22 protein-coding genes are annotated in these 20,810 nt (G+C 35.5%); 20 read left to right on the top strand and 2 right to left on the bottom strand.

Features of this window, described 5'->3' with window-relative positions:
* Positions 1-11: 11 nt before the first annotated feature.
* The 12 genes from D9R05_RS11575 (at position 12) to D9R05_RS11520 (ending at position 11,098) form a co-directional block, all read left to right on the top strand.
* Complete coding sequence (locus D9R05_RS11575) at positions 12-356, top strand: PepSY-like domain-containing protein (RefSeq protein ID WP_121667391.1); 345 nt, start codon at positions 12-14, stop codon at positions 354-356.
* 131 nt (positions 357-487) lie between these two features.
* Positions 488-1,063, top strand: coding sequence for a hypothetical protein (locus D9R05_RS11570; protein ID WP_121667390.1), 576 nt, complete (start codon positions 488-490; stop codon positions 1,061-1,063).
* Positions 1,064-1,103: 40 nt separating this feature from the next.
* On the top strand, positions 1,104-1,826 hold the full coding sequence (locus tag D9R05_RS11565; protein WP_121667389.1) for a superoxide dismutase: 723 nt from the start codon (positions 1,104-1,106) through the stop codon (positions 1,824-1,826).
* A gap of 23 nt (positions 1,827-1,849) precedes the next feature.
* Positions 1,850-3,217, top strand: a complete 1,368-nt coding sequence (chrA, locus tag D9R05_RS11560; protein WP_121667388.1) for a chromate efflux transporter — start codon at positions 1,850-1,852, stop codon at positions 3,215-3,217.
* Between the two features lie 132 nt (positions 3,218-3,349).
* Complete coding sequence (locus D9R05_RS11555) at positions 3,350-3,607, top strand: PepSY-like domain-containing protein (protein ID WP_205589289.1); 258 nt, start codon at positions 3,350-3,352, stop codon at positions 3,605-3,607.
* A gap of 455 nt (positions 3,608-4,062) precedes the next feature.
* On the top strand, positions 4,063-5,265 hold the full coding sequence (locus tag D9R05_RS11550; protein ID WP_121667386.1) for a retropepsin-like aspartic protease: 1,203 nt from the start codon (positions 4,063-4,065) through the stop codon (positions 5,263-5,265).
* Positions 5,266-5,496: 231 nt separating this feature from the next.
* Positions 5,497-6,786 carry a hypothetical protein gene (locus tag D9R05_RS11545; protein ID WP_121667385.1) on the top strand — a complete coding sequence of 430 codons (1,290 nt, stop codon included), beginning with the start codon at positions 5,497-5,499 and terminating at the stop codon, positions 6,784-6,786.
* 147 nt (positions 6,787-6,933) lie between these two features.
* Complete coding sequence (locus tag D9R05_RS11540) at positions 6,934-7,860, top strand: carboxypeptidase-like regulatory domain-containing protein (RefSeq protein WP_162984967.1); 927 nt, start codon at positions 6,934-6,936, stop codon at positions 7,858-7,860.
* A 167-nt stretch (positions 7,861-8,027) separates the two neighbouring features.
* Complete coding sequence (locus tag D9R05_RS11535; protein ID WP_121667383.1) at positions 8,028-8,618, top strand: hypothetical protein; 591 nt, start codon at positions 8,028-8,030, stop codon at positions 8,616-8,618.
* Between the two features lie 173 nt (positions 8,619-8,791).
* On the top strand, positions 8,792-9,346 hold the full coding sequence (locus D9R05_RS11530) for a hypothetical protein (protein ID WP_162984966.1): 555 nt from the start codon (positions 8,792-8,794) through the stop codon (positions 9,344-9,346).
* Positions 9,347-9,512: 166 nt separating this feature from the next.
* Positions 9,513-10,043 (top strand): hypothetical protein, encoded by a 531-nt coding sequence (locus tag D9R05_RS11525; protein ID WP_099545919.1) that lies wholly within the window; start codon positions 9,513-9,515, stop codon positions 10,041-10,043.
* A gap of 164 nt (positions 10,044-10,207) precedes the next feature.
* On the top strand, positions 10,208-11,098 hold the full coding sequence (locus D9R05_RS11520) for an SIR2 family protein (protein WP_121667381.1): 891 nt from the start codon (positions 10,208-10,210) through the stop codon (positions 11,096-11,098).
* A gap of 78 nt (positions 11,099-11,176) precedes the next feature.
* Here D9R05_RS11520 and D9R05_RS11515 read toward each other — a convergent pair whose 3' ends face one another.
* Positions 11,177-12,754 carry an IS1182 family transposase gene (locus D9R05_RS11515; RefSeq protein ID WP_205589288.1) on the bottom strand — a complete coding sequence of 526 codons (1,578 nt, stop codon included), beginning with the start codon at positions 12,752-12,754 and terminating at the stop codon, positions 11,177-11,179.
* Positions 12,755-13,064: 310 nt separating this feature from the next.
* Between D9R05_RS11515 and D9R05_RS11510 the strand changes: the two genes are divergently transcribed.
* The 5 genes from D9R05_RS11510 to D9R05_RS11490 all read left to right on the top strand — a co-directional run bounded on the left by D9R05_RS11510 (position 13,065) and on the right by D9R05_RS11490 (position 16,425).
* The gene (locus D9R05_RS11510) at positions 13,065-13,298 is read left to right on the top strand and encodes a hypothetical protein (RefSeq protein WP_113966733.1); all 234 of its coding nucleotides are present in this window, start codon (positions 13,065-13,067) and stop codon (positions 13,296-13,298) included.
* Positions 13,298-13,615 (top strand): type II toxin-antitoxin system RelE/ParE family toxin, encoded by a 318-nt coding sequence (locus tag D9R05_RS11505; RefSeq protein WP_121667380.1) that lies wholly within the window; start codon positions 13,298-13,300, stop codon positions 13,613-13,615. Before D9R05_RS11510 ends, D9R05_RS11505 begins: the two co-directional genes overlap by 1 nt.
* A 182-nt stretch (positions 13,616-13,797) precedes the next feature.
* Positions 13,798-14,754 carry a DUF1259 domain-containing protein gene (locus tag D9R05_RS11500; protein ID WP_121667379.1) on the top strand — a complete coding sequence of 319 codons (957 nt, stop codon included), beginning with the start codon at positions 13,798-13,800 and terminating at the stop codon, positions 14,752-14,754.
* A gap of 30 nt (positions 14,755-14,784) precedes the next feature.
* Positions 14,785-15,408 (top strand): hypothetical protein, encoded by a 624-nt coding sequence (locus D9R05_RS11495; protein ID WP_121667378.1) that lies wholly within the window; start codon positions 14,785-14,787, stop codon positions 15,406-15,408.
* A 174-nt stretch (positions 15,409-15,582) separates the two neighbouring features.
* Entirely contained in the window at positions 15,583-16,425 is an 843-nt protein-coding gene (locus D9R05_RS11490) for a hypothetical protein (protein ID WP_121667377.1), read from the top strand.
* An 80-nt stretch (positions 16,426-16,505) separates the two neighbouring features.
* Here D9R05_RS11490 and D9R05_RS11485 read toward each other — a convergent pair whose 3' ends face one another.
* Complete coding sequence (locus tag D9R05_RS11485) at positions 16,506-18,083, bottom strand: IS1182 family transposase (protein WP_240463042.1); 1,578 nt, start codon at positions 18,081-18,083, stop codon at positions 16,506-16,508.
* A gap of 192 nt (positions 18,084-18,275) precedes the next feature.
* Between D9R05_RS11485 and D9R05_RS11480 the strand changes: the two genes are divergently transcribed.
* From D9R05_RS11480 to D9R05_RS15520, 3 genes are all read left to right on the top strand, one after another.
* Complete coding sequence (locus D9R05_RS11480) at positions 18,276-18,770, top strand: hypothetical protein (protein WP_121667376.1); 495 nt, start codon at positions 18,276-18,278, stop codon at positions 18,768-18,770.
* A 229-nt stretch (positions 18,771-18,999) separates the two neighbouring features.
* Positions 19,000-20,553 carry an IS1182 family transposase gene (locus D9R05_RS11475; RefSeq protein ID WP_240463040.1) on the top strand — a complete coding sequence of 518 codons (1,554 nt, stop codon included), beginning with the start codon at positions 19,000-19,002 and terminating at the stop codon, positions 20,551-20,553.
* A gap of 17 nt (positions 20,554-20,570) precedes the next feature.
* Positions 20,571-20,723, top strand: coding sequence for a hypothetical protein (locus D9R05_RS15520; protein ID WP_162984965.1), 153 nt, complete (start codon positions 20,571-20,573; stop codon positions 20,721-20,723).
* The last annotated feature ends 87 nt before the right edge of the window (positions 20,724-20,810 follow it).

Below are 20,810 nucleotides of genomic sequence, written 5' to 3'. Positions count from 1 at the left end.
ATTTTAATGTTATGAACGCAAGTAAGAAGTTTCTTCGTATTGTTCTATTTTCCCTTCTGTTTATTGGTGGGGGTACCTTTACAGCGATGGCCCAATCCGATTTCAAGGAGCTAAGTGAGGAGACCATTAAGTTTTCTGATTTACCTAAGGCCGTACAGGATGCCTTTAAGAATTCACAATACGCTAAATGGGAGATTGAGGAAGTAGAAAAGGTCGAGACCAATAAGGGTACTATGTATGAGCTTGAGGTCGAGAATGAGGATGAGACCTATTTTGAACTCTATTTTAATCCAAAAGGAGAATTGGTACTCAAAAGAGAGGAAAGCCACTCGGACGGTGATTACGATCATCGATAATACTTCGATGAAGAGTATAGTTGATTTTTTACCAGGTATATGAGCTGGGAAATGCCGGAAAGAGTGATTGATGGCTTTTACATTTCAAAGCTTTTTATGATCCTGTACTTTAATATGTGCCTTACTAAAATATGATTAAAGACATTATGAAGAATATTTATAAACGGAGCTTTCTACTCGGCATTATAGTGATATGCTACTGTAATGTGGATTGTAATGCACAATCTAAACTGGATACAGAAAACCCGAAAACTCCACAAACCATATCAGAAAATAGTTTTCCTATTACTAAGATGTACTTCAGCGTTGTTCACCCCATCAGCACCTTCTCAGGTGGCGAACATAAATTTAATTTTCGTGATAGTTACACGGTGGGTTTTCCCGTAGGGATCAATTTCATTCAAAGCCGAAAAATTGCATTTAGTGTCGAGTTTGTCCCCTCTATTGTAGTAAACGATAGTACGAGTAGAGTAAGCGGTTTATTATTTCACCCTGGGGTTATTTACAGAAATATAGCAGGCTTTAATTTATTGACACGTCTGGCATTCAACACCAATGGCAGGTACGGCTTCACAGCTGTTATAAACAAGCCTATTATCAAACAAGAAAAGGTTACCTATTTTCTGGCAATGCCCATGCTTTTTCGATTTGGAAATGACCATGTGGCTTCAACGACCTTTGCATTTCAATTTGGCGTTTTATTCTAATGAGCAACATAATTTTTCAAACCAATTAAAACATAGAAAAATGGACAGAAAAGATTTTCTAAAAAATTCAGCAATACTGGGAGGGGCAACAATTCTGCCTATCAACAGTGTGTTCTCCCAAAGTGTGAATGAAGGAGGAATTGACAAATTGATAGATGGTAATGGTAACTTCATTCAAAAACCATTACCCTACAACAAGACGTTTCTGGAACCCCATATGGACGAAGAAACCCTGCACCTGCATTATGAATTTCACCACGGAGGTGCGGTCAATGGAGCTAATAAGGATTTGGAAAACATCAAGAAAAACCTTGAGACTGGTGAAATGGATATGGTTGATCTATGGACGCGAAAACTGGCCTATCATTTTTCAAGCCATGTCCTGCATTCTATTTTCTGGACAAACCTTGTCAATAAGAAAACTGAGCCTAAAGCAGAGCTTTTAAAGCAAATAGAAAAGGACTTTGGTTCATTTGATAAACTCAAGTCATATATCGCAAAAGTTTCCAAAAGTGTTGAAGGCAGTGGTTGGGGAATTTTAGGCTATCAACCTTATTCACAATCCCTCACACTTCTCCAGTGTGAAAATCATCAAAAGCTTACCCAGTGGGGCGTAATCCCGATTTTGGTAATAGACGTATGGGAACACGCTTATTATTTGAAGCATAAAAACAAAAGAGGTGATTTTGTTGACACCATATTGGAAATCATCAACTGGGATAATGTAGCAGAGCGTTTTGCAAATGCTAAAAAGATTAACTAGCAAAGCAACGTCACATCAAAGGAATGTCAAGTGTATCCAATCCAACTAAAAATAGAGAGTTACCCTTCAGTGAGGCACTGAAGGTTTGGGTAAAGGTCGCCATCCATAGTTTTGGCGGTCCGGCAGGGCAAATTGCGGTTATGCACAAAATACTGGTGGAAGAAAAGAAATGGATCAGTGAAAACCGTTTTTTGCATGCATTGAATTATTGCATGCTATTGCCAGGCCCTGAAGCACAACAACTGGCCACATACATTGGCTGGCTACTGCATAAAACAAAGGGTGGGCTGGTTGCCGGACTACTGTTTATCCTACCGGGGTTTATTTGCATACTGGTGCTGAGTATTCTTTATGCGGCTTACCGAGATGTAGCTATCGTTGACGCCATATTTTTCGGTATCAAGCCAGCGGTACTGGCCATTGTCATTGGGGCGGTTATAAAAATCGGTAAGAAAGCCCTCAAAAATGAAGTAATGGTAACTATGGCCGCCTTGGCATTTGTTGCCATCTTCTTCTTTGAGGTGGACTTCCCTTACATAGTCCTAGCGGCAGGGATAACAGGCTTTCTTGGAGGCAAATTTTGGGAGGAGAAATTTCATGTCATTAAAGGCCATGATGATAAAGCAGAACAGGAAAATGATTACTTGATTGACAGCCATATTCAGCAGGTCAAACCCTCATTCAAGAAGACCCTCCAAACGATTTTATTGTACCTCTCTTTGTGGGCATTGCCGTTAATTTTAATCGCATTATGGGTTGGCGTTGATTCCATCTTCTTTAGCGAAGGAGTGTTTTTTAGCAAAACGGCAGTGGTTACGTTTGGAGGAGCCTACTCAGTTCTTGCCTACATAGCTCAAAAAGCAGTGGAAGATTACGGCTGGCTGAAAAGTGGAGAAATGCTGGATGGTTTAGGCATGGCAGAAACCACACCGGGTCCACTCATACAGGTTGTACAATTTGTAGGATTTATGGGAGCTTACCGTTTTGCAGGCACTATGGATCCTTTACAGGCTGGAATCTTAGCTTCCTTACTGGTAACCTGGACTACCTTTATTCCTTGCTTCTTGTTCATATTTACCGGGGCGCCCTACATTGAATACCTCAGAGGCAATAAAAACCTGACCACTGCCTTGTCAGGAATTACCGCTGCGGTTGTAGGTGTAGTACTCAATCTTGGTGTTTGGTTTACCATCCATACACTTTTTGGAAAAGTGGACGAAAGCCATTCACTTGGCATAAGGTGGTTAATCCCTGAATGGGAAACAATAAACATCCCTTCATTGGTGATCGGACTTATAGCTGCCTTTGCCTACTTCATCCTCAAATGGGATATGCTAAAAACCATACTCTTCAGTGTGATATGCGGTATCCTTTATTATTTTTTTTCTTAGTGTAGAGGTTAATTCGAATCCCATATTTCTACAGAATTAGCTCGTATTATTGAATTGAGCTTTAGTAAAAAAATAAAAAGGAATATTATGCGACTTAGAAATGTATGTTTCGGAATAGCTTGTTTGTTGGTCATGGCAATAACATCAAGCTGCGAGAACAAAAGCCACAATTTTAAAGAGATCAGCGAAGAGGAAATTGAATATGGTGATCTGCCAGTGCCTGTACAGACTTCCTTTCAGAGTTCAGAATACAAAGACTGGGAATTACAAGAAGTAGAAAAAGTTGAAACCGACAGGGGAACTTTATATGAACTGGAAGTTGAAAGCCCTGACGATAAACACCTCGAAATCTACTTCGACCAGCAAGGGAAGGTTATAGCTACAGAGTAGCATGCAGTATGAGCAAGATGTGGTTAAAAATTATTACATCTTGTAAACTCTGTCGGTTACAATTTTTTAATGGACAGGATTCTTCTTATCAAACATCTTAAGAGATTTGGATTTTTAGGTTTTAAGAAAACGGATAGTGTATTTATTGTAATTGGCAGGACATTGACAGGTTATTTTAACATTAATAAAAAAGTCAACGCTTGACAGCCACACACATTACCAAGCCGCTCAACACCAGCAGCACAAACCAAGCTTGTCAATAAGTGTGTCTGCCCCAACACACGGACGAAAAAGAAAGCACTACCTACAACATTGTATAAGCGTAATGCGGTCTGAGTGGCTCAAATAAAGTATTTTGATTTATCAAAGTTTTGGGCGGGTGGACAGTGAATAGCTCCGAATTCCCGCACTACGCTTATACTTGACCGTTGGCAGTTATTTAAAAAGAACACAATATGAACAGTAAATTATTAATAATAGTTTCGCTTTTAATTTTTATCAAAACTTATTCGCAACAAACAATTAATGCTAATCAAGGTTTTGTGGAAAATAAAGAATATTTCAGTAAAATGAAATATGAAAATAAAAACGGAAAAATAATAATCAAAGTTTTAATAAACCAAAATGAATATGATTTTCTATTAGATACTGGTGCGACAACAGCAATATCAGAAAATTTATACGATTTGATTAAAACTAATAAACTTGGAAGTGTAAAAATAAAAGACCAGTCTGGTATCACAGATAGTTTAGAAGTTGTATCCATACCAGAGATTATAATTAATGAAATAAAATTTAAAGAAATTCCTGCATTTGTCTCAAAAAAGGGCTTAAATCCTATTTTTGAGTGTTTCAAAATTGACGGTATTATTGGTAGTAATTTATTGAGAAATTCAACAATTCAATTTGACTCTCAAAAAAATGAAATTATTCTAACAGATAATAGTAAGAATTTGGGATTGAAAAAACGAGATGCAATCGAGATGAAAGTTAACAAAATTCAAAGTAGTCCATTCATCCCAATAAAACTGATAAAAGAAAAACACGAAGGAAATGGATATGTATTATTTGATAGTGGCGATAATGACTTTTATGTTGTTTCTAATACAGCTTATCATCAACTTCAATCACAAGTAGATATTTTTGAAACTCTCGCAAAAAATGTTGGTACATTTAGTATGGGATTATTCGGTACTGCAAATGAAAAGGAACATTTAGCCTTGAAAATTCCTAAATTAAAAATAGGAGATATAGATTTTAAAAATGTAATTACTAAAACTACTTATGGAGAAACTTCTCGAATTGGCTCAGAGTTATTGAAATATGGAAAAGTTACCTTAGACTATAGAAAAAAAAGATTTTGGTTAGAAAGTTTTAATGAGGGAAAGTCTATGGAATTATCTAAAAAAATGTGGCCTATTGAACCAGTTCTAAATAATGACAATGAAATTGTAGTTGGTATAATATGGGATAAATCATTAAAAGGTAAAATTAACCTAGGAGATAAAATTTTAAAATTTGATACTATTAATTATGAAAAAATGGATTACTGCGAAATTCTAAATCTAACTTTAAAAGTGAATAAATCCAAAGCTAAATTAACTTTTCAGGATAAAAATACTAAAGAAATTAAAGAATTAGAATTAAGCCAATTATAAAAAAACAACTGCCAACAACGTATATAGCTCATAGCTAATTAGTTGCCTAATCAAAGTTAAGGCATATTTGCAAGTCCGCCAAATTTTTTAATTTGGCTTATTGAGAAAAAAAGATAATAAGAAAATTAAAAAATTCGGCTTGTGTTTAATTCGAAAATAATCGCTAATTTACACGCTACGATCCATATACAAAACCGTTGTGCGTCATTTTGAAAACCGAACGAAACAATTATGAAAATTCATTTACAACTAATTTTTCTATCAATTCTACTTTTGACTTTTGGTTGTAAAGAAAAAACAAGCGGCCAACAAACGACAGGAACTGAAGAACAAGTTGAACAAAAAAAATCGTTTGAACAGCCAAAAGATTCCATAGAAAAAAAGGAGAAAGTACAACCAACACATTATGAACATAAATACGTGATTGCCAAGTCAGGTTTAAATTATAGAGATTCCCCAGATGGAAAAGTTTTGGGTAAATTTCCATTAAACACATCTTTAAGATTAGTAGAGTACACAAAAATCACCGACACAATTAATGACGCTGGTAAATTGATTGTTGGAAAATGGGTTGGAGTTCAAAGCCAGATGCTTTCTAGCAAAGAAAAGGATACAGTATATGTATTTAATGGGTTTTTATCAAATTCCTTTGTTCAATCAGATATTAAATTATATTACGCTTCTTCTTTCTATAAAGAAAAAGACGGAAAAACGAGAACAGCGTTTTTAAACCTGTCCGAAACTTATTTTGAAGATGCTTATAACCAAATCGGTAATAAAAATAGAAATTCGATTTTTACCGAAAGTGATTTAGAAAAAGACACAATAAAACTTAATAAAAGTCAAAGGAAGAAATTTCTTAAGTATTCAAATATATCAGAATCAGATAAAGTATTTGTCTATTTAATCTCAAGCGATAAAATACAAACTTACAATGTCAATGACTTGCCTGTAATAGCTTGTATGAACCCTTATGGACCTTCAAGCGACTATAGAAACGATGAATTTGATTATATGTTCGGATTTGATCTAGGTAAGAATATTTCTAACCGGGATGAGAATTTAGTATATGTAGGTAAAGAAAATCCTTTTCAAACAGGTAAAATAAAACCGATTGTTTGGACAACAATTGAAAATAATCAATTTCCAATCGCTAAAGACTTAAAGAACAAAATTGACTTGAGTACCTATTTTTTTGCGACAGAAAAATATGATTATTATTTACAAAAACCCACAGAAAATATAAGCAGTTACCATTTAGTAATAGTAGATAAAATTTCAAAATCAGAAATATTAAATACAAACTATTACGATGGGGAATCGACATACCTAACAGGACTAAAAATTGCGGAAAGTGAAAATGAAGAAGATATACAGCAATCCCAATGGACAGGTGAAATAATAAAAAACAAAGCTAGCGTTGTGTTTGGATTTGTAGGTCATAGTTTTGGATGTCCGTCAATCACAATTTTAGAGGAAACAGAACCAGAAATACAAATACTTTGTGATAACAGACACTAAAAAAAACGAACGCACAACAATGGCTATAAGTAATTGCTTTTTCTCGCCTACTTTGGAAATTCCTGAGGAATTTCCAACTTGGTGTGTACTTGCAAAGTTAAGTGCTAACCCACGCAACTACTCATAGCCGAGACCGTTGGCGGTAATTTGAAAAACACAAAAGCAGAAATGATTTTCAGTAAAATATTTAAACATCTTTTAATTTATTTTTTTCTTTTCTGTTCATACAAAGCTGAATCTCAAAATGTAATTGTAGTAGATTCCATTACAAAAGTACCTTTGTCGTTTGTTGCTGTAGAATTTAATAATACAGGATTCTATTCTTCAATTGATGGTAAATTTGATTTGAAATCGGCAGTGTCTGATTCAATAAAAATTAAACTATTAGGATATAAAACCCAAAGTATAATAACCGCAAATATTCAAGACACAATATTTTTACGACCTCAGTCCTATAAACTCGACGAAATTGTATTAACAGGAAACCCGACTGAAACTAAAAGCATTAAATTATTGAAAGGTGCAAAATCCTTTGGGTCTTGGCCATTACAACCAAAATCCGAAATAATTACTTCTGTTTATCCTTTGGATAAAACAAAAAACTATTATATCAATAAAATTTCAATCCGATTTTCAAAAGTGATAGAAAAAAAAGAATTAAAAAACACTAATGTTAAAGCCTACGTCAGAATTCATATTTACGACTCTGATAAAAATAAGTTATCGGAACCGTTATACAGTAGCGAACCAATTGATGTTAATTCATTCAGCAAAGACATCGCTATTTTTGACGTTTCAGAACAAGTACTTTTATTAAAAGAAAGTGGAATCTTTATAGGTCTTGAATTAATTGGCTATTATTTAGATTCTAAGGAGCAAGAAAGCGTGAATTCTGTCATTAGACCTCAATTAACCTCTAAAACAAATGATTACTTTAAATCAAATTCTTACTTACGATTCGTATTCCAAAATAATGCACAGTTAATACCAATAAATGAAATAATTAAAAAAGGAAATCCAAATGGAAGAGAAATATCGAGAAATTTAAATATTGGATTGGAACTATCAAAATAAAAACTACCGCCAACAACGTGTATAATTAATTGCGGCTGAATTTCCGATCGGAAATCCAATCTTATTAATTATATTTAGGTCTAAGCGGAAAATGACTCGCGTCTTTTTCCGCAACTAATCATACACAAACACGTTATATGGCATTAAAAACAAGAGACGGGTATTGAATGAATAAATCTTCAAAATATAGCAGAAAAAATATTGCATTTCCGATCTTGATGTTCGCTTTGTTGCTAATAGAAATGAAAATACTTGATAGTCTATTCCCTTATCCAGGTTTTAAGGCAATTGTTGCTTTACCAATTATATATGGGATCAGTTCTGTAATTATCATATTGGGAGTATTCTTAACTAAGAAATTGAATTTAAAATTACAGATTGCTAGTTGGATTTTAATTTTTGTAATTAATACAATAGTTGCAGTTCGTTTTTACCCACAACAAGGCAGGCAAACAGCCATTAAACAAATTGTTAATACATATAATGTCATTAGTAACTATGGAACTATAAATAAAAATGATTTAGAGCTTTATACAACGAATGAATATAATGCTTTTGATAAAAATGTTCCAGACGACAAAGAGCGATATATCACTGCATTATTTAAATTTAGAAATGAAATTAAACGTGATGGCAGTAACTTTCTTTACGGTCAAAAAGATAAACCAATACTAGGCGATACCAACATTAAAGAACAACTTGATGACGGAAAAGACAGATTAATATGGTGGATACTTGAAACAAGTAAAAACAAATAGATAATATTCGAAGCTAATTAAAAGAAAAAAACGCCATATAACACCGTATAACAACAATTGCGGCTTTGTGTCCTGCGGACACAACCGCGCAAGCATAAAAGTCGGTAATTTTAGCTATCTTAGTTTCCAATCAATCCGCAACTGATTGTTATACAAGACCGTTGCCTACAATTATGAAAAAAATCCTGCTGACATTAATAATCTTGATTTCATTGACTGCTTGCGAATCGAAAAAAAGCAACTCAACTGAAAAAAATGTGGCGGAATCTGAAACAATAGCCTCTGATTCAGAAACTGAATTAGAGAAAGAAGAAAAATTAAGGTCTGAAATTAACGACCAATATTTGGCTGAACTTTCCAAATGTTCCCAAAATGTAAATGCCGTAACTGACTTTAATGGAAAAACGGAATTCTGGAGGATTTGCGAAACTGATAATGGGAAAAGAATTATACAAATTGACTCGCACAAAGAAACAGTTCTTTACGAAGAAGTTTATTACGAACAAAACGGAGAACTTATTTACGCAGAGGAATCAATAAAATATATGCCAATTAATCATTACACTCTGCAACCTTGGACTTGCCAATTTTACGCAGAAAATGGAAAATTGGTTTCACTAATGTCATTGGGACACGGAAAAACAGAAGATGACGAATGGAATCCTGAAATAATATTTGAAATGCATAAAAACAGAATAGCGGAATTGAATAAAATCGAGAATGAATAAAAATAACTGTAGGCAACAATGTATAACCGCAATTACGGCGGATTCGACTACGTCCGAATCCACTCGGAATTGCTAAAGCCTGTGTCAAACCGAAAATAATCGCTAACTTAACCCGTAACTGACGGTTATACTGGACCGTTCTACGCAATTTGACCAAACCAACGAAATGAAGAAAATACAAGAACATAATCCATCTACTGACGAACTTCTGAATTTGGAATATAACTTTCAACCTGAACTGACCAAAAAGTTAGATAACGTTAAAACTGACTTTAATCAGGAATTGATAAACGAAATTGTGTTGTGGAAAACCAATCGTTACGCTGAATTGAATAACGAAACGCTGAATTTGATAAATAAAATTGACCGAAAATCGGAATTTATCGATTCTGCTCTGACTGGCGAAATCTTAATGCATTTGCTCGAAACCAAAGGAATTCGCTTACCAATGGCTTCGACCATTTTGAGATTTAAGAATCCGAGAATTTATCAAATTATCGACCAAAGAGTTTATCGAATGATTTACGGAGCCGAACTGAAATTAAAAACGAACTTAAACGATAATATAATTCAATATTTGGACTATTTAACCGAATTGAGAAACGTTTGTGATTTATACCAAATTCCGTTCTCTGAATCTGACAGAATTCTTTACGAATATGACAAGATTATGAACTTGGAAAAAATAAAATACTGAATAAAAACTGCGTAGAACACCGTGTATAATTAATGGCTGGTTCAAGCTACTTACGAAAATCCTCACAGATTTTCTATTCGGTTTTTATTTCCTAAATTAGTTGCTCAAACACGCCACTAATCATACACAAAACCGTTATATGCCATTTGAAAAAAACCTCGAGTATGAATGAAAAAGCCCTGTTAATTGGGAATGATATAAATAATGCAACCGAATCTTATTCTTGGTTAGACTTAATAAATGGACTGCTTGAATACGCAAAAATAGACCGAAAATTAAATCAAGTTAATAAACCATTTCCAATGCTCTATGAAGAAATCTATTTGAATTCTGCAAGAGCTCATCAAACACCAGAAAGCCGACTCAAAAAATATATCGCTTCACAAACACGGAAAATGAATCCGAACCAATTACATAAATCCATTTTAGATTTAGGTATCGAAAATATTCTTACAACTAATTACGATTTATCATTTGAAAAAACTGCTGGACTTGAACCTAAAAATTGTCGGAATAAAGGATTTATAAAAGAGAGTTTATATAATATGTTCCGATTTCATCAAACTCAAAACCATAAGATTTGGCATATCCACGGAAGTCAAACTGTACCTAAAACAATTACTTTGGGATATGAACAGTACAGCGGATTTTTACAGCAAATGCGGAATTATGTAGCGACTGGAACAAAAGGAAATTATAAAAAGAAAGACTTTCTGCCACTTGCCAAAAGAATTAAAAATAGTGACGTAAACTATGAAAGCTGGATTGATTTATTTTTTACGCACGACATATATATTTTCGGATTGAATCTAGACTTTGTCGAAATGCATTTATGGTGGCTTATTACTTATAGAGCAAGAGTAATGGTTGAAAACAGATTTCCAGTAACAAATAAAATTTATTACTTCTATCCAAAAAAGTATGAACAGAATTCAAGACACAAACTTGAGATGTTTAATATCAACGGAGTAGAAACAATATCAGAAAGGTTACAAGGAAATCATAGAATCCAATATTACGAACGAATTATAGAACGGATAAAAAACGGCATATAACAATGGTAACCGTTGCACAAGCCTTTAATTCTTAGAAAATCTCACTTATTTAAACCGCTTTTAGGAGGTTTTTTGTTTTTATATCCTTTGCAAATTAGAAGAATGAAGTGTTTTTAAAATGACGTATACTCCCGATTTAAGGTCATTGTGAACTTTAAAAAACAAGGCGAACATTCCTGCTCCACTTTTCACCCGGTTTTGAGTGAACTTGAGGTATTTTTTGAGGTTGTAGGCTATAGCTGAGAGCTGCATACACTTGTTAGCTTGTCTTAAGCCTATAGTGTTTACTTTACGCAGACCAACAAATTGAGTGAGTGTACCAAAAACAGGTTCTACGGTGCTTTGCCGTTTGCTTTTCATATATCTGCCCTGTGGGCTTTCTACCCGGGCGATGTTGCGCTGATATTCTGCTCGGTAATAGGTAACGCTGAACTTCTTTTCCTGTGCGCTTTTTCCTAGACAGCTGCTGCGTATAGGACAATCGATACACACGTGCTTGCGACAGCGGTATTCTTTCTTTCGAGTTCCGGTTCTGTAATCGTTAAACTCCTTGGTAAAGGGGATGATCTTACCTTGTGGGCACAGGTAATGATCTTGGTCTTCAACATATCTAAATCCAGCAGGACCGCCTTTAAAAGTACCGTGAGCAGGTATAAAACTTTTAAGACCCTGTGCCTCTAAAAATGCGTAGTGCTCTCCTGAGCTATATCCGGTGTCAGCTACACAATTCTCCCAAACTAATCCCTGCTTCCACAGGCGGCGCTTTACGCGCTTAACTATATCAGGCAATTGCTGATTGTCTTTACCATCAGCGTGGTAAGCCCTAATGTCGGTAATCACGTGATGACCGGTATCTACACTTAGCTGACTCAGGTAATTGAGCTTTCTGGCCTTGCCGGGCTTGACACTGATACGGGCATCAGGATCGGTAGGACTGTAATGCGTTTTATTGCTGGTATACTTACTGCCTTTATTTCCTGACCCCGGTCGCTGATCCTGATCTTTGCTCCAACGCTTGTTGCGACTAGAGATCGCCTGGAGTTCCTGTTCATTAGCCGTTATACTGCGTTGACCTTTGTCTGATTTATCACCCTTACTCTTACGAAATGGCTGATCTTTATCCATCGCACTAATATGACGAACTCTGTGCAAATGAGATTCTAACTCCTCTTCAGGTACTTTTAGTTCCAGAGTGTCCATCGAAGCGTTGGCCTTTACCGGGGCACTATCAATAGCTTGAGTGTGGCCACTCACCATCCCGGCTTCTACGCAAAGGCTGAAGACTTTGGTAAATACAGACTCAAACACATCTTCCGGAAATAATTGTCGTGTTCGACTGATAGTGGAGTGCCAAGGTAGCTCCTCATCAATATCATAACCAATGAAATAGAGAATATCCAATCGCATACTGCTATGTTCGATAAGCTTGCGGTCGCTGATGATATTCTCTAAATAGCCCACCAGACAGAGTTTAAAGAACACTACAGGATCTATACTCTTTTGACCGCTGCTGCCGTAAAAACCTCGAGTAAGATCATAGAGAAAATCTAAGTTTAAGGCTTCTTTCAATCGGCGGTAGAAATTAGTGGCCGGTACCCGTTCACTCAACTGAAAACTGTTGAATAACTGCTCTTGATATACTTTTTTTCCTTGCATACCATGAAATTAATCTTTTTTAGTAAATTGTGCAACAAGCACAATGTATATAAAACATAGCTAATATAGGCTTTACGAGAGGTTTGTGCGTATTTGCAAAGTCGCCAAATTTTTAAATTTGGCTTTTAAAATAGAAAAGATAAAAACAAAACATAAAAATTCGGCTTGTGTATAATCCGAAAAGTTAGCGTCTATTTACACGCTACGTTTCATATACGAGCCGTTGGCAACAAGCTGAAAAATTTGTTAAACAAAGAAAGATATTGATTGAATTTGATAATTTAGTATCTTTGATAAAAAGAAACTCGAAATGAATATAGAAGCTCGAAAAATAGAATTTATTCAAGAATTCCTAAAACTTCAAAGCGAGGAAGCAATTTCCAAGCTTGAGAAAATATTGAAAAAGGAAAAAGATACTTCTGACGAAAGGCTTTTTAAGCCTATGACCATTGATGAGTTAAACAAACGAATTGACAAATCAGAATCTGATTTCAAAAACAATCGATTTAAAACAAGTTCTGAACTTTTAGCCAAATACGAATAATGAATTTTAAAATTATTTGGTCAGACTTTTCGGAAACTCAACTTGACGAAATTTATGAATATTACGAAAAGAAAGCTAGTTTAAAAGTTGCTACTAAAATTGTTACTGGAATAATCAAAGAATCGGAAAAACTAATCAAAGCGTCCTTTATTGGACAAGAAGAAGAATTACTTAAAAATAGAGAAATTCAATATCGTTATTTGGTTTTCAAAAACTACAAAGTGATATATTCGGTTGATGAACAAAACGGATTTATAAAAATTGCTGACGTTTTCGATACTCGACAAAACCCAACAAAAATCAAAAAAACAAAATAAAGCCAGTTGCCAACAACGTATAACAACAATTGCGGCTTTGTATTCTGCGGACACAACAGCGCAAGCATAAAAGTCAGGGATTTTAGCTATCTTAGTTTTTAAACAATCCGCAACTGATTGTTATACAAGACCGTTGGGCGTCATATTGAAAAGAACTGAAATTTTAACAAAAAAACTGAATTATGAAAAAAGTATGCATTTATTTAATAGTAGTAACCTCTTTAATTGCTTTTGGTTGCGAACAATCTACAAAGAAAAACGATTCAAAAGAATCGACTGGAAAGCTTTTGGAAAATAACGATGAATTAAAGGAGCTTGATATTGAATCTTTAAAATCGGTGTTTGGGATGGAAGGAAAAGAAAAAGACGGACAATTCAAAGTTACAGTTCCTCAAAATGACTTGAATGTAATGGTCGATGGTTTCAAAATCATTCCTCCTATGGGATTAGGAAGCTGGGCTGCATTCGCCCCAACTTCGGGAAAACCTATGGTTATGGGAGATATTGTTGTTACGGAAAAAGACTTAAAACCAGTACAGCAAGAAATAATAAAACAAGGGTTAACAATAACAGCAATTCACAATCACTTTGTCCGAAATGAGCCTGATGTGATGTATATGCATATTGGGGGAATGGGCGATGAAAAAAAATTAGCTAAAAGTGTCAAAGCTGTTTTTGATAAAGTAACTGAAATAAGAGGTGCTAATCCATCAAGTGCAACTATTTCAACAGTGCAAAATACTCTTGACACAAAGTTGATTGATAGCATTTTGGGATATAGCGGAACTATGAATAAAGGAGTATATAAAATCACTATCGGTCGGCCAGATGTGAATTTAAAAGAACACGGTGCACCAGTTAGTACATTTTTAGGTTTTAATACTTGGGCAAGTTGGCAAGGAACAAATGAAAAGGCAGCGGTAGCAGGGGATTTTACGATGCTTGCTGATGAAGTAGCCCCAGTAATAAAGGCTTTGATTGAAAATGATATTGAAGTAGTTGCTCTTCATAATCATATGGTTCACGAAAACCCAAGAATTTTCTTTCTACATTATTGGGGTGTTGGACCCGTAGAAAAATTGGCTAAAGGATTAAGAGAAGCCTTAGACAAGACAGGGGTAAAAAATGAAAAAATGTAGGATAAAAAATACGAACGCCCAACAGCGGCTATGCGCCAGGCGGGAAACCCGTCTTCGGTTGACAGATTACGGATGCGAGAAATGCTCGTTTTCAAAAGAACAATTCCGGGTAAAAGCCCCGCCCGGCGCATAGCCGCGGAACGTTGGCAACAAGTTGAAAAAATGAAAATCACATATTTAATTGGACTTTTGTTATTACCAATTTTGTCTTATGGACAAAACCTTAAAACCGAATTAAAAAACAAGCTGAATAAAATTGACTCAATCGTTGAATTAACCAATAGAACTGAAAAAAAATATCCAAAAGGAATAATGGAAGGACCCATTATTTATAGTGGTATTTTCAAGAAAAATGGTGGATGGGAAGCATATTATTTGCGAGAGAATGATTCTATTCCATTAAGAATTCGATATAATTTGGCACTCAGAAAAACTTATGAAAGCTACGAGTTTTATTATTCTAATGGAAAGTTGATTTACCTAAATCTAAATGTAACATATTATCGGAGAAAAAATAGGAATGAATCTTTTGAAAGAAAACTCTATTTTAAAGATTCGGAACTAATATTCGATTCTAATCCGAAAATTAAGGATTATGATGTAAAAAATATTTTGGAAACTGAAGAGACGACTCGTGAAATGATATTTGAATAAAACCTGTTGCCAACAACGTATAATTCCAACTAAGGCTTTGTGTCCTGCGGACACAGACGCTCACGCGTCAAAGTCAGTTCTTTTTACTATCTTTAGTTCTCAAATTCCCTTAGCTGGGTAATTATACAAGACCGTTCTACGCAATTTGACTAACCATTAAACCCAGAGAATAAATTGACAATTTTTTACATAATATTAGCATTAGTCGGAATTTTTGTGATTTTCGGAGTAATTGGAACTATTCAAGAAAAGAATAACCCAAAATTGAAAGAGTCTAAATCGACTAAAAAACCTCAAAATCGAACAAATAAAACTTTACCGACTGTTCAACAATTAGTTGACGAAGTAAAAACAATAGAGGATTTTAAAAAATTACGAACTGCCTTCAATCGAGCGGAAAAAAGTTACGAAAACAGTCAAACTGACAATCCACAAATTGAAAAAAAATACAGAATTTACGATGATGCTTTTTGGAAAGCGAGTGACAAAATTCTTTATCGACAGTTCGTTCCTGATTTGGATTTGAATATGTCAAAAGACAAAATCGAAAATGCGTATAAAATCATTTCAATTGCGGAATATGAAACTGTACGAAATGAAATTGGCGGAACTGAATACGAATGGACTGAAATATCTGCGAACGACTTTATAGAAAAGGAATTTGAGAAAAAACCAATGTATTTTGACAGTTTGCCAAAGTTTCAGATTATAACAAACGACAACGAAAAAACATACGAGGAAAAAATAGAGTTGATAAACGAGTTTGGAAAATCGAATAAACCATTTGTTGACGAATTTTTTCACGGACTTAAACCAAATGAACTCGGAATTGAATGGATTAAGGAAAAATTACAGGAATTTGGAATTCCTATGGTGGACAAAGTTTATGAACTTGGTTACACAACACCAAAAAAAGTTTTGGAAATTGACATTGAGGAAATGAAAAATATCAGCGGATTTGGACCAAAGAAAATTGAGCAATTGAAACAAGCAATCGAACGAATAAAAACTGCGTAGAACAACGGTAACCGTTGCACAAGCCTTTAATTCTTAGAAAATCTCACTTATTTAAACCGCTTTTAGGAGGTTTTTTGTTTTTATATCCTTTGCAAATTAGAAGAATGAAGTGTTTTTAAAATGACGTATACTCCCGATTTAAGGTCATTGTGAACTTTAAAAAACAAGGCGAACATTCCTGCTCCACTTTTCACCCGGTTTTGAGTGAACTTGAGGTATTTTTTGAGGTTGTAGGCTATAGCTGAGAGCTGCATACACTTGTTAGCTTGTCTTAAGCCTATAGTGTTTACTTTACGCAGACCAACAAATTGAGTGAGTGTACCAAAAACAGGTTCTACGGTGCTTTGCCGTTTGCTTTTCATATATCTGCCCTGTGGGCTTTCTACCCGGGCGATGTTGCGCTGATATTCTGCTCGGTAATAGGTAACGCTGAACTTCTTTTCCTGTGCGCTTTTTCCTAGACAGCTGCTGCGTATAGGACAATCGATACACACGTGCTTGCGACAGCGGTATTCTTTCTTTCGAGTTCCGGTTCTGTAATCGTTAAACTCCTTGGTAAAGGGGATGATCTTACCTTGTGGGCACAGGTAATGATCTTGGTCTTCAACATATCTAAATCCACCACGACCGCCTTTAAAAGTACCGTGAGCAGGTATAAAACTTTTAAGACCCTGTGCCTCTAAAAATGCGTAGTTCTCTCCTGAGCTATATCCGGTGTCAGCTACACAATTCTCCCAAACTAATCCCTGCTTCCACAGGCGGCGCTTTACGCGCTTAACTATATCAGGCAATTGCTGATTGTCTTTACCATCAGCGTGGTAAGCCCTAATGTCGGTAATCACGTGATGACCGGTATCTACACTTAGCTGACTCAGGTAATTGAGCTTTCTGGCCTTGCCGGGCTTGACACTGATACGGGCATCAGGATCGGTAGGACTGTAATGCGTTTTATTGCTGGTATACTTACTGCCTTTATTTCCTGACCCCGGTCGCTGATCCTGATCTTTGCTCCAACGCTTGTTGCGACTAGAGATCGCCTGGAGTTCCTGTTCATTAGCCGTTATACTGCGTTGACCTTTGTCTGATTTATCACCCTTACTCTTACGAAATGGCTGATCTTTATCCATCGCACTAATATGACGAACTCTGTGCAAATGAGATTCTAACTCCTCTTCAGGTACTTTTAGTTCCAGAGTGTCCATCGAAGCGTTGGCCTTTACCGGGGCACTATCAATAGCTTGAGTGTGGCCACTCACCATCCCGGCTTCTACGCAAAGGCTGAAGACTTTGGTAAATACAGACTCAAACACATCTTCCGGAAATAATTGTCGTGTTCGACTGATAGTGGAGTGCCAAGGTAGCTCCTCATCAATATCATAACCAATGAAATAGAGAATATCCAATCGCATACTGCTATGTTCGATAAGCTTGCGGTCGCTGATGATATTCTCTAAATAGCCCACCAGACAGAGTTTAAAGAACACTACAGGATCTATACTCTTTTGACCGCTGCTGCCGTAAAAACCTCGAGTAAGATCATAGAGAAAATCTAAGTTTAAGGCTTCTTTCAATCGGCGGTAGAAATTAGTGGCCGGTACCCGTTCACTCAACTGAAAACTGTTGAATAACTGCTCTTGATATACTTTTTTTCCTTGCATACCATGAAATTAATCTTTTTTAGTAAATTGTGCAACAAGCACAACGTGTATAATTAATGGCTAGTTCTCGCCTACTTACGAAAATCCTCACGGATTTTCTATTCGGTAATTATTTACTAAATTAGGTGCTTAAACACGCCACTAATCATACACAAAACCGTTGCCACCCATTTACTAATCACACTCTGAAAAATGGAAGATACTTTAGAATATAAAATACTTAAACATTTAAAAGATAATGATAATGGCGAATATATTGATATGTCTGAATTCATTTCTGACTTAAAATTATTAAGAATAAAACTATCTTCATTATCGAAAAAACCTGAAAAATATATCTCATTTGACGGCGGAACTGATATTCGTTTTGGAGATGGTGACAATTTTAAAAGAGAATGCACTCTTGCGAAAATTGAATTTAGCGGAATGAAATATCTGAATAAAATTGAAAACGGAAATAAAAGTATAACTAATAACGGTATTTTAATTCAAGATTCTTTTTTAGATAAAAGTCCTATAAAACAAAAAACTAATCCAGCACCTAATAACAATCCCGAAAAGAAGTCTCTGTTTAAAAGAATATATTCAGACCCTTGGGTTGTTGGAATTTCATTACTAATAATAGCAGCACTATTAAATGCCGAAAGGATAAAAAAATGGATTGATAAAATCATTGAAAATATTTAAAATTAATAATCTGAATAAAAACGGGTGGCAACACCGTATATAATTTATTGCTTTGTTCTGGTTTACTTACGAAAATACTCTCGTATTTTCTATTCGGTAATTATTTAGTAACTTACATGTAAAACACACGCAACAAACCATATACAAGACCGTCAGACTGTCTCAAAACCATGCCATCTTTACCGATCATTTTTCAGGATATGATCTTTGGTATGTTTATCTTTAAGGTATGGAATATCAACAAGGACAAGACCGGGAACAGCTCAGCCTTTACGCAACCTGTTTGGATGATATGATCCCTGGGGAGAATAGCGTACGGCTCATCGATCAATTTGTAAACTTGCTCGATTTATCAAAAATGGGCTTTCAGACCATAGCCACTCAGGGAAGACCGCCCTATCACCCGGCAGACCTGCTCAAGCTCTTTATCTATGGTTATATGAACCGTATGCGCTCTTCACGAAGGCTGGAGAAAGAGTGCCACCGGAATATAGAAGTGATCTGGCTGATCAAAAACCTAAAACCCGACCATAATACCATTGCCCGGTTTAGAAAAGAAAATCCCAAAGCAATCCGTAAGGTATTCCGTCAAAGTGTGGCTATTGCTCGTAACTTCAACCTGATCGGGGGAAACCTCATTGCAGGGGATTCTACAAAGCTAAGGGCGCAGAACAGTAAGAAAAACAACTATAATAAAAAGAAAATAAAGCGCCACTTAGAGTATATCGATAAAAAACTCGAAGAGCATAACCAACAACTGGCCACAGCGGATGGAGATCAGAAAAAAACTGAAGAAATTGAAGATCAAATAAAAGCACGCAAACAGCAAAAAAACAAATACAAGGCGATACAAAAACAACTTGATGAAGATACTTCTTCTGAAAACCCACAACGATCGACTTCAGATCCCGATTGCCGGCATCAAATTGTACGCGGTACCGTTACCGAGGTATGCTATACAGCTCAGACAACGGTAGACGCACAAAATAAATTCCTTATTGATTTCAAAATTACTAATCAGAATGATAAAAAAGCAATGGGGCTAATGCTCAGAAGGGCAAAAACTATTTTAAGAAACAATACCTTTACTGCCCTTTATGACAAAGGATACCATACCGGAAGCGAATTCTATATTGCAGATAGCCTAAACATCAATACCCTGGTTGCCATCCCAGCAATTGGCCGTAAAAGCCAGGCACCAGATCCTAAATACAATGCTGAAAATTTTGTTTATAATACTGATGATGATACTTATAACTGCCCACAGGGGAATACCTTATCGAGCAACGGCTCTTGGTACAGAGCCAGAAACTATTCCTTCAAACAATACAAAACCAAGGCCTGCAAGCAATGCCCGGTGCGCCAGAATTGTACCTCCTCAAAAATCAATGGAAAGGTCATTCAGCGTAGCCAATACACTCAAAATATTAAACAGAATGCTAAGCGGATTGCACAAAGCGGGGAACTTTACAAAAAAAGGCAAGCCTTGGTAGAGCATCCCTATGGTACCATCAAGCGCCAATGGGGATTTGATCATATCATAACAAAAAAAGGTATCAAAGCAGCTTCTGCCGACTTTGGACTTATTGCCCTAGCCTATAATTTAAGGAGATTGTTCAATAGTAAAATAGAGCTGATGCAACTGCTATTAAACCTCTTTTTTAACATCAGAAAGCTTATAAAAGCACATATAAGACTAAAACGAACTTTTAAGGCATTGATACAAAAGCAAACAAAAATTAATGCTAATTTTGGCTTTACCCCTAATTTCAATTATTTTTAAAAACAAATTAGGTAGTTTTGAGACAGACTGCCGTTGCCAGTAATTTGAAAAAAATGGATATTTTAAAAAAAATAGATGATGTAATTTATCAAGAAGGCTTTGAAACTAAATTAACTGAAAATGATATTGAGTGGAATGGACTTGCAACAAAAAACTGGACTTTAAGTTGAGTGACTATGCTGCTAGTTTTTGATTATACATATCTATTTCAAATTCTTTAATGGTTCTGTTTCCTAAATAAGAATGTCTTCTTCTGG

The organism is Mesonia aquimarina (genome assembly GCF_003667275.1).
Classification (GTDB): domain Bacteria; phylum Bacteroidota; class Bacteroidia; order Flavobacteriales; family Flavobacteriaceae; genus Mesonia; species Mesonia aquimarina.
This window is presented reverse-complemented; position numbering and strand designations above follow the sequence as displayed.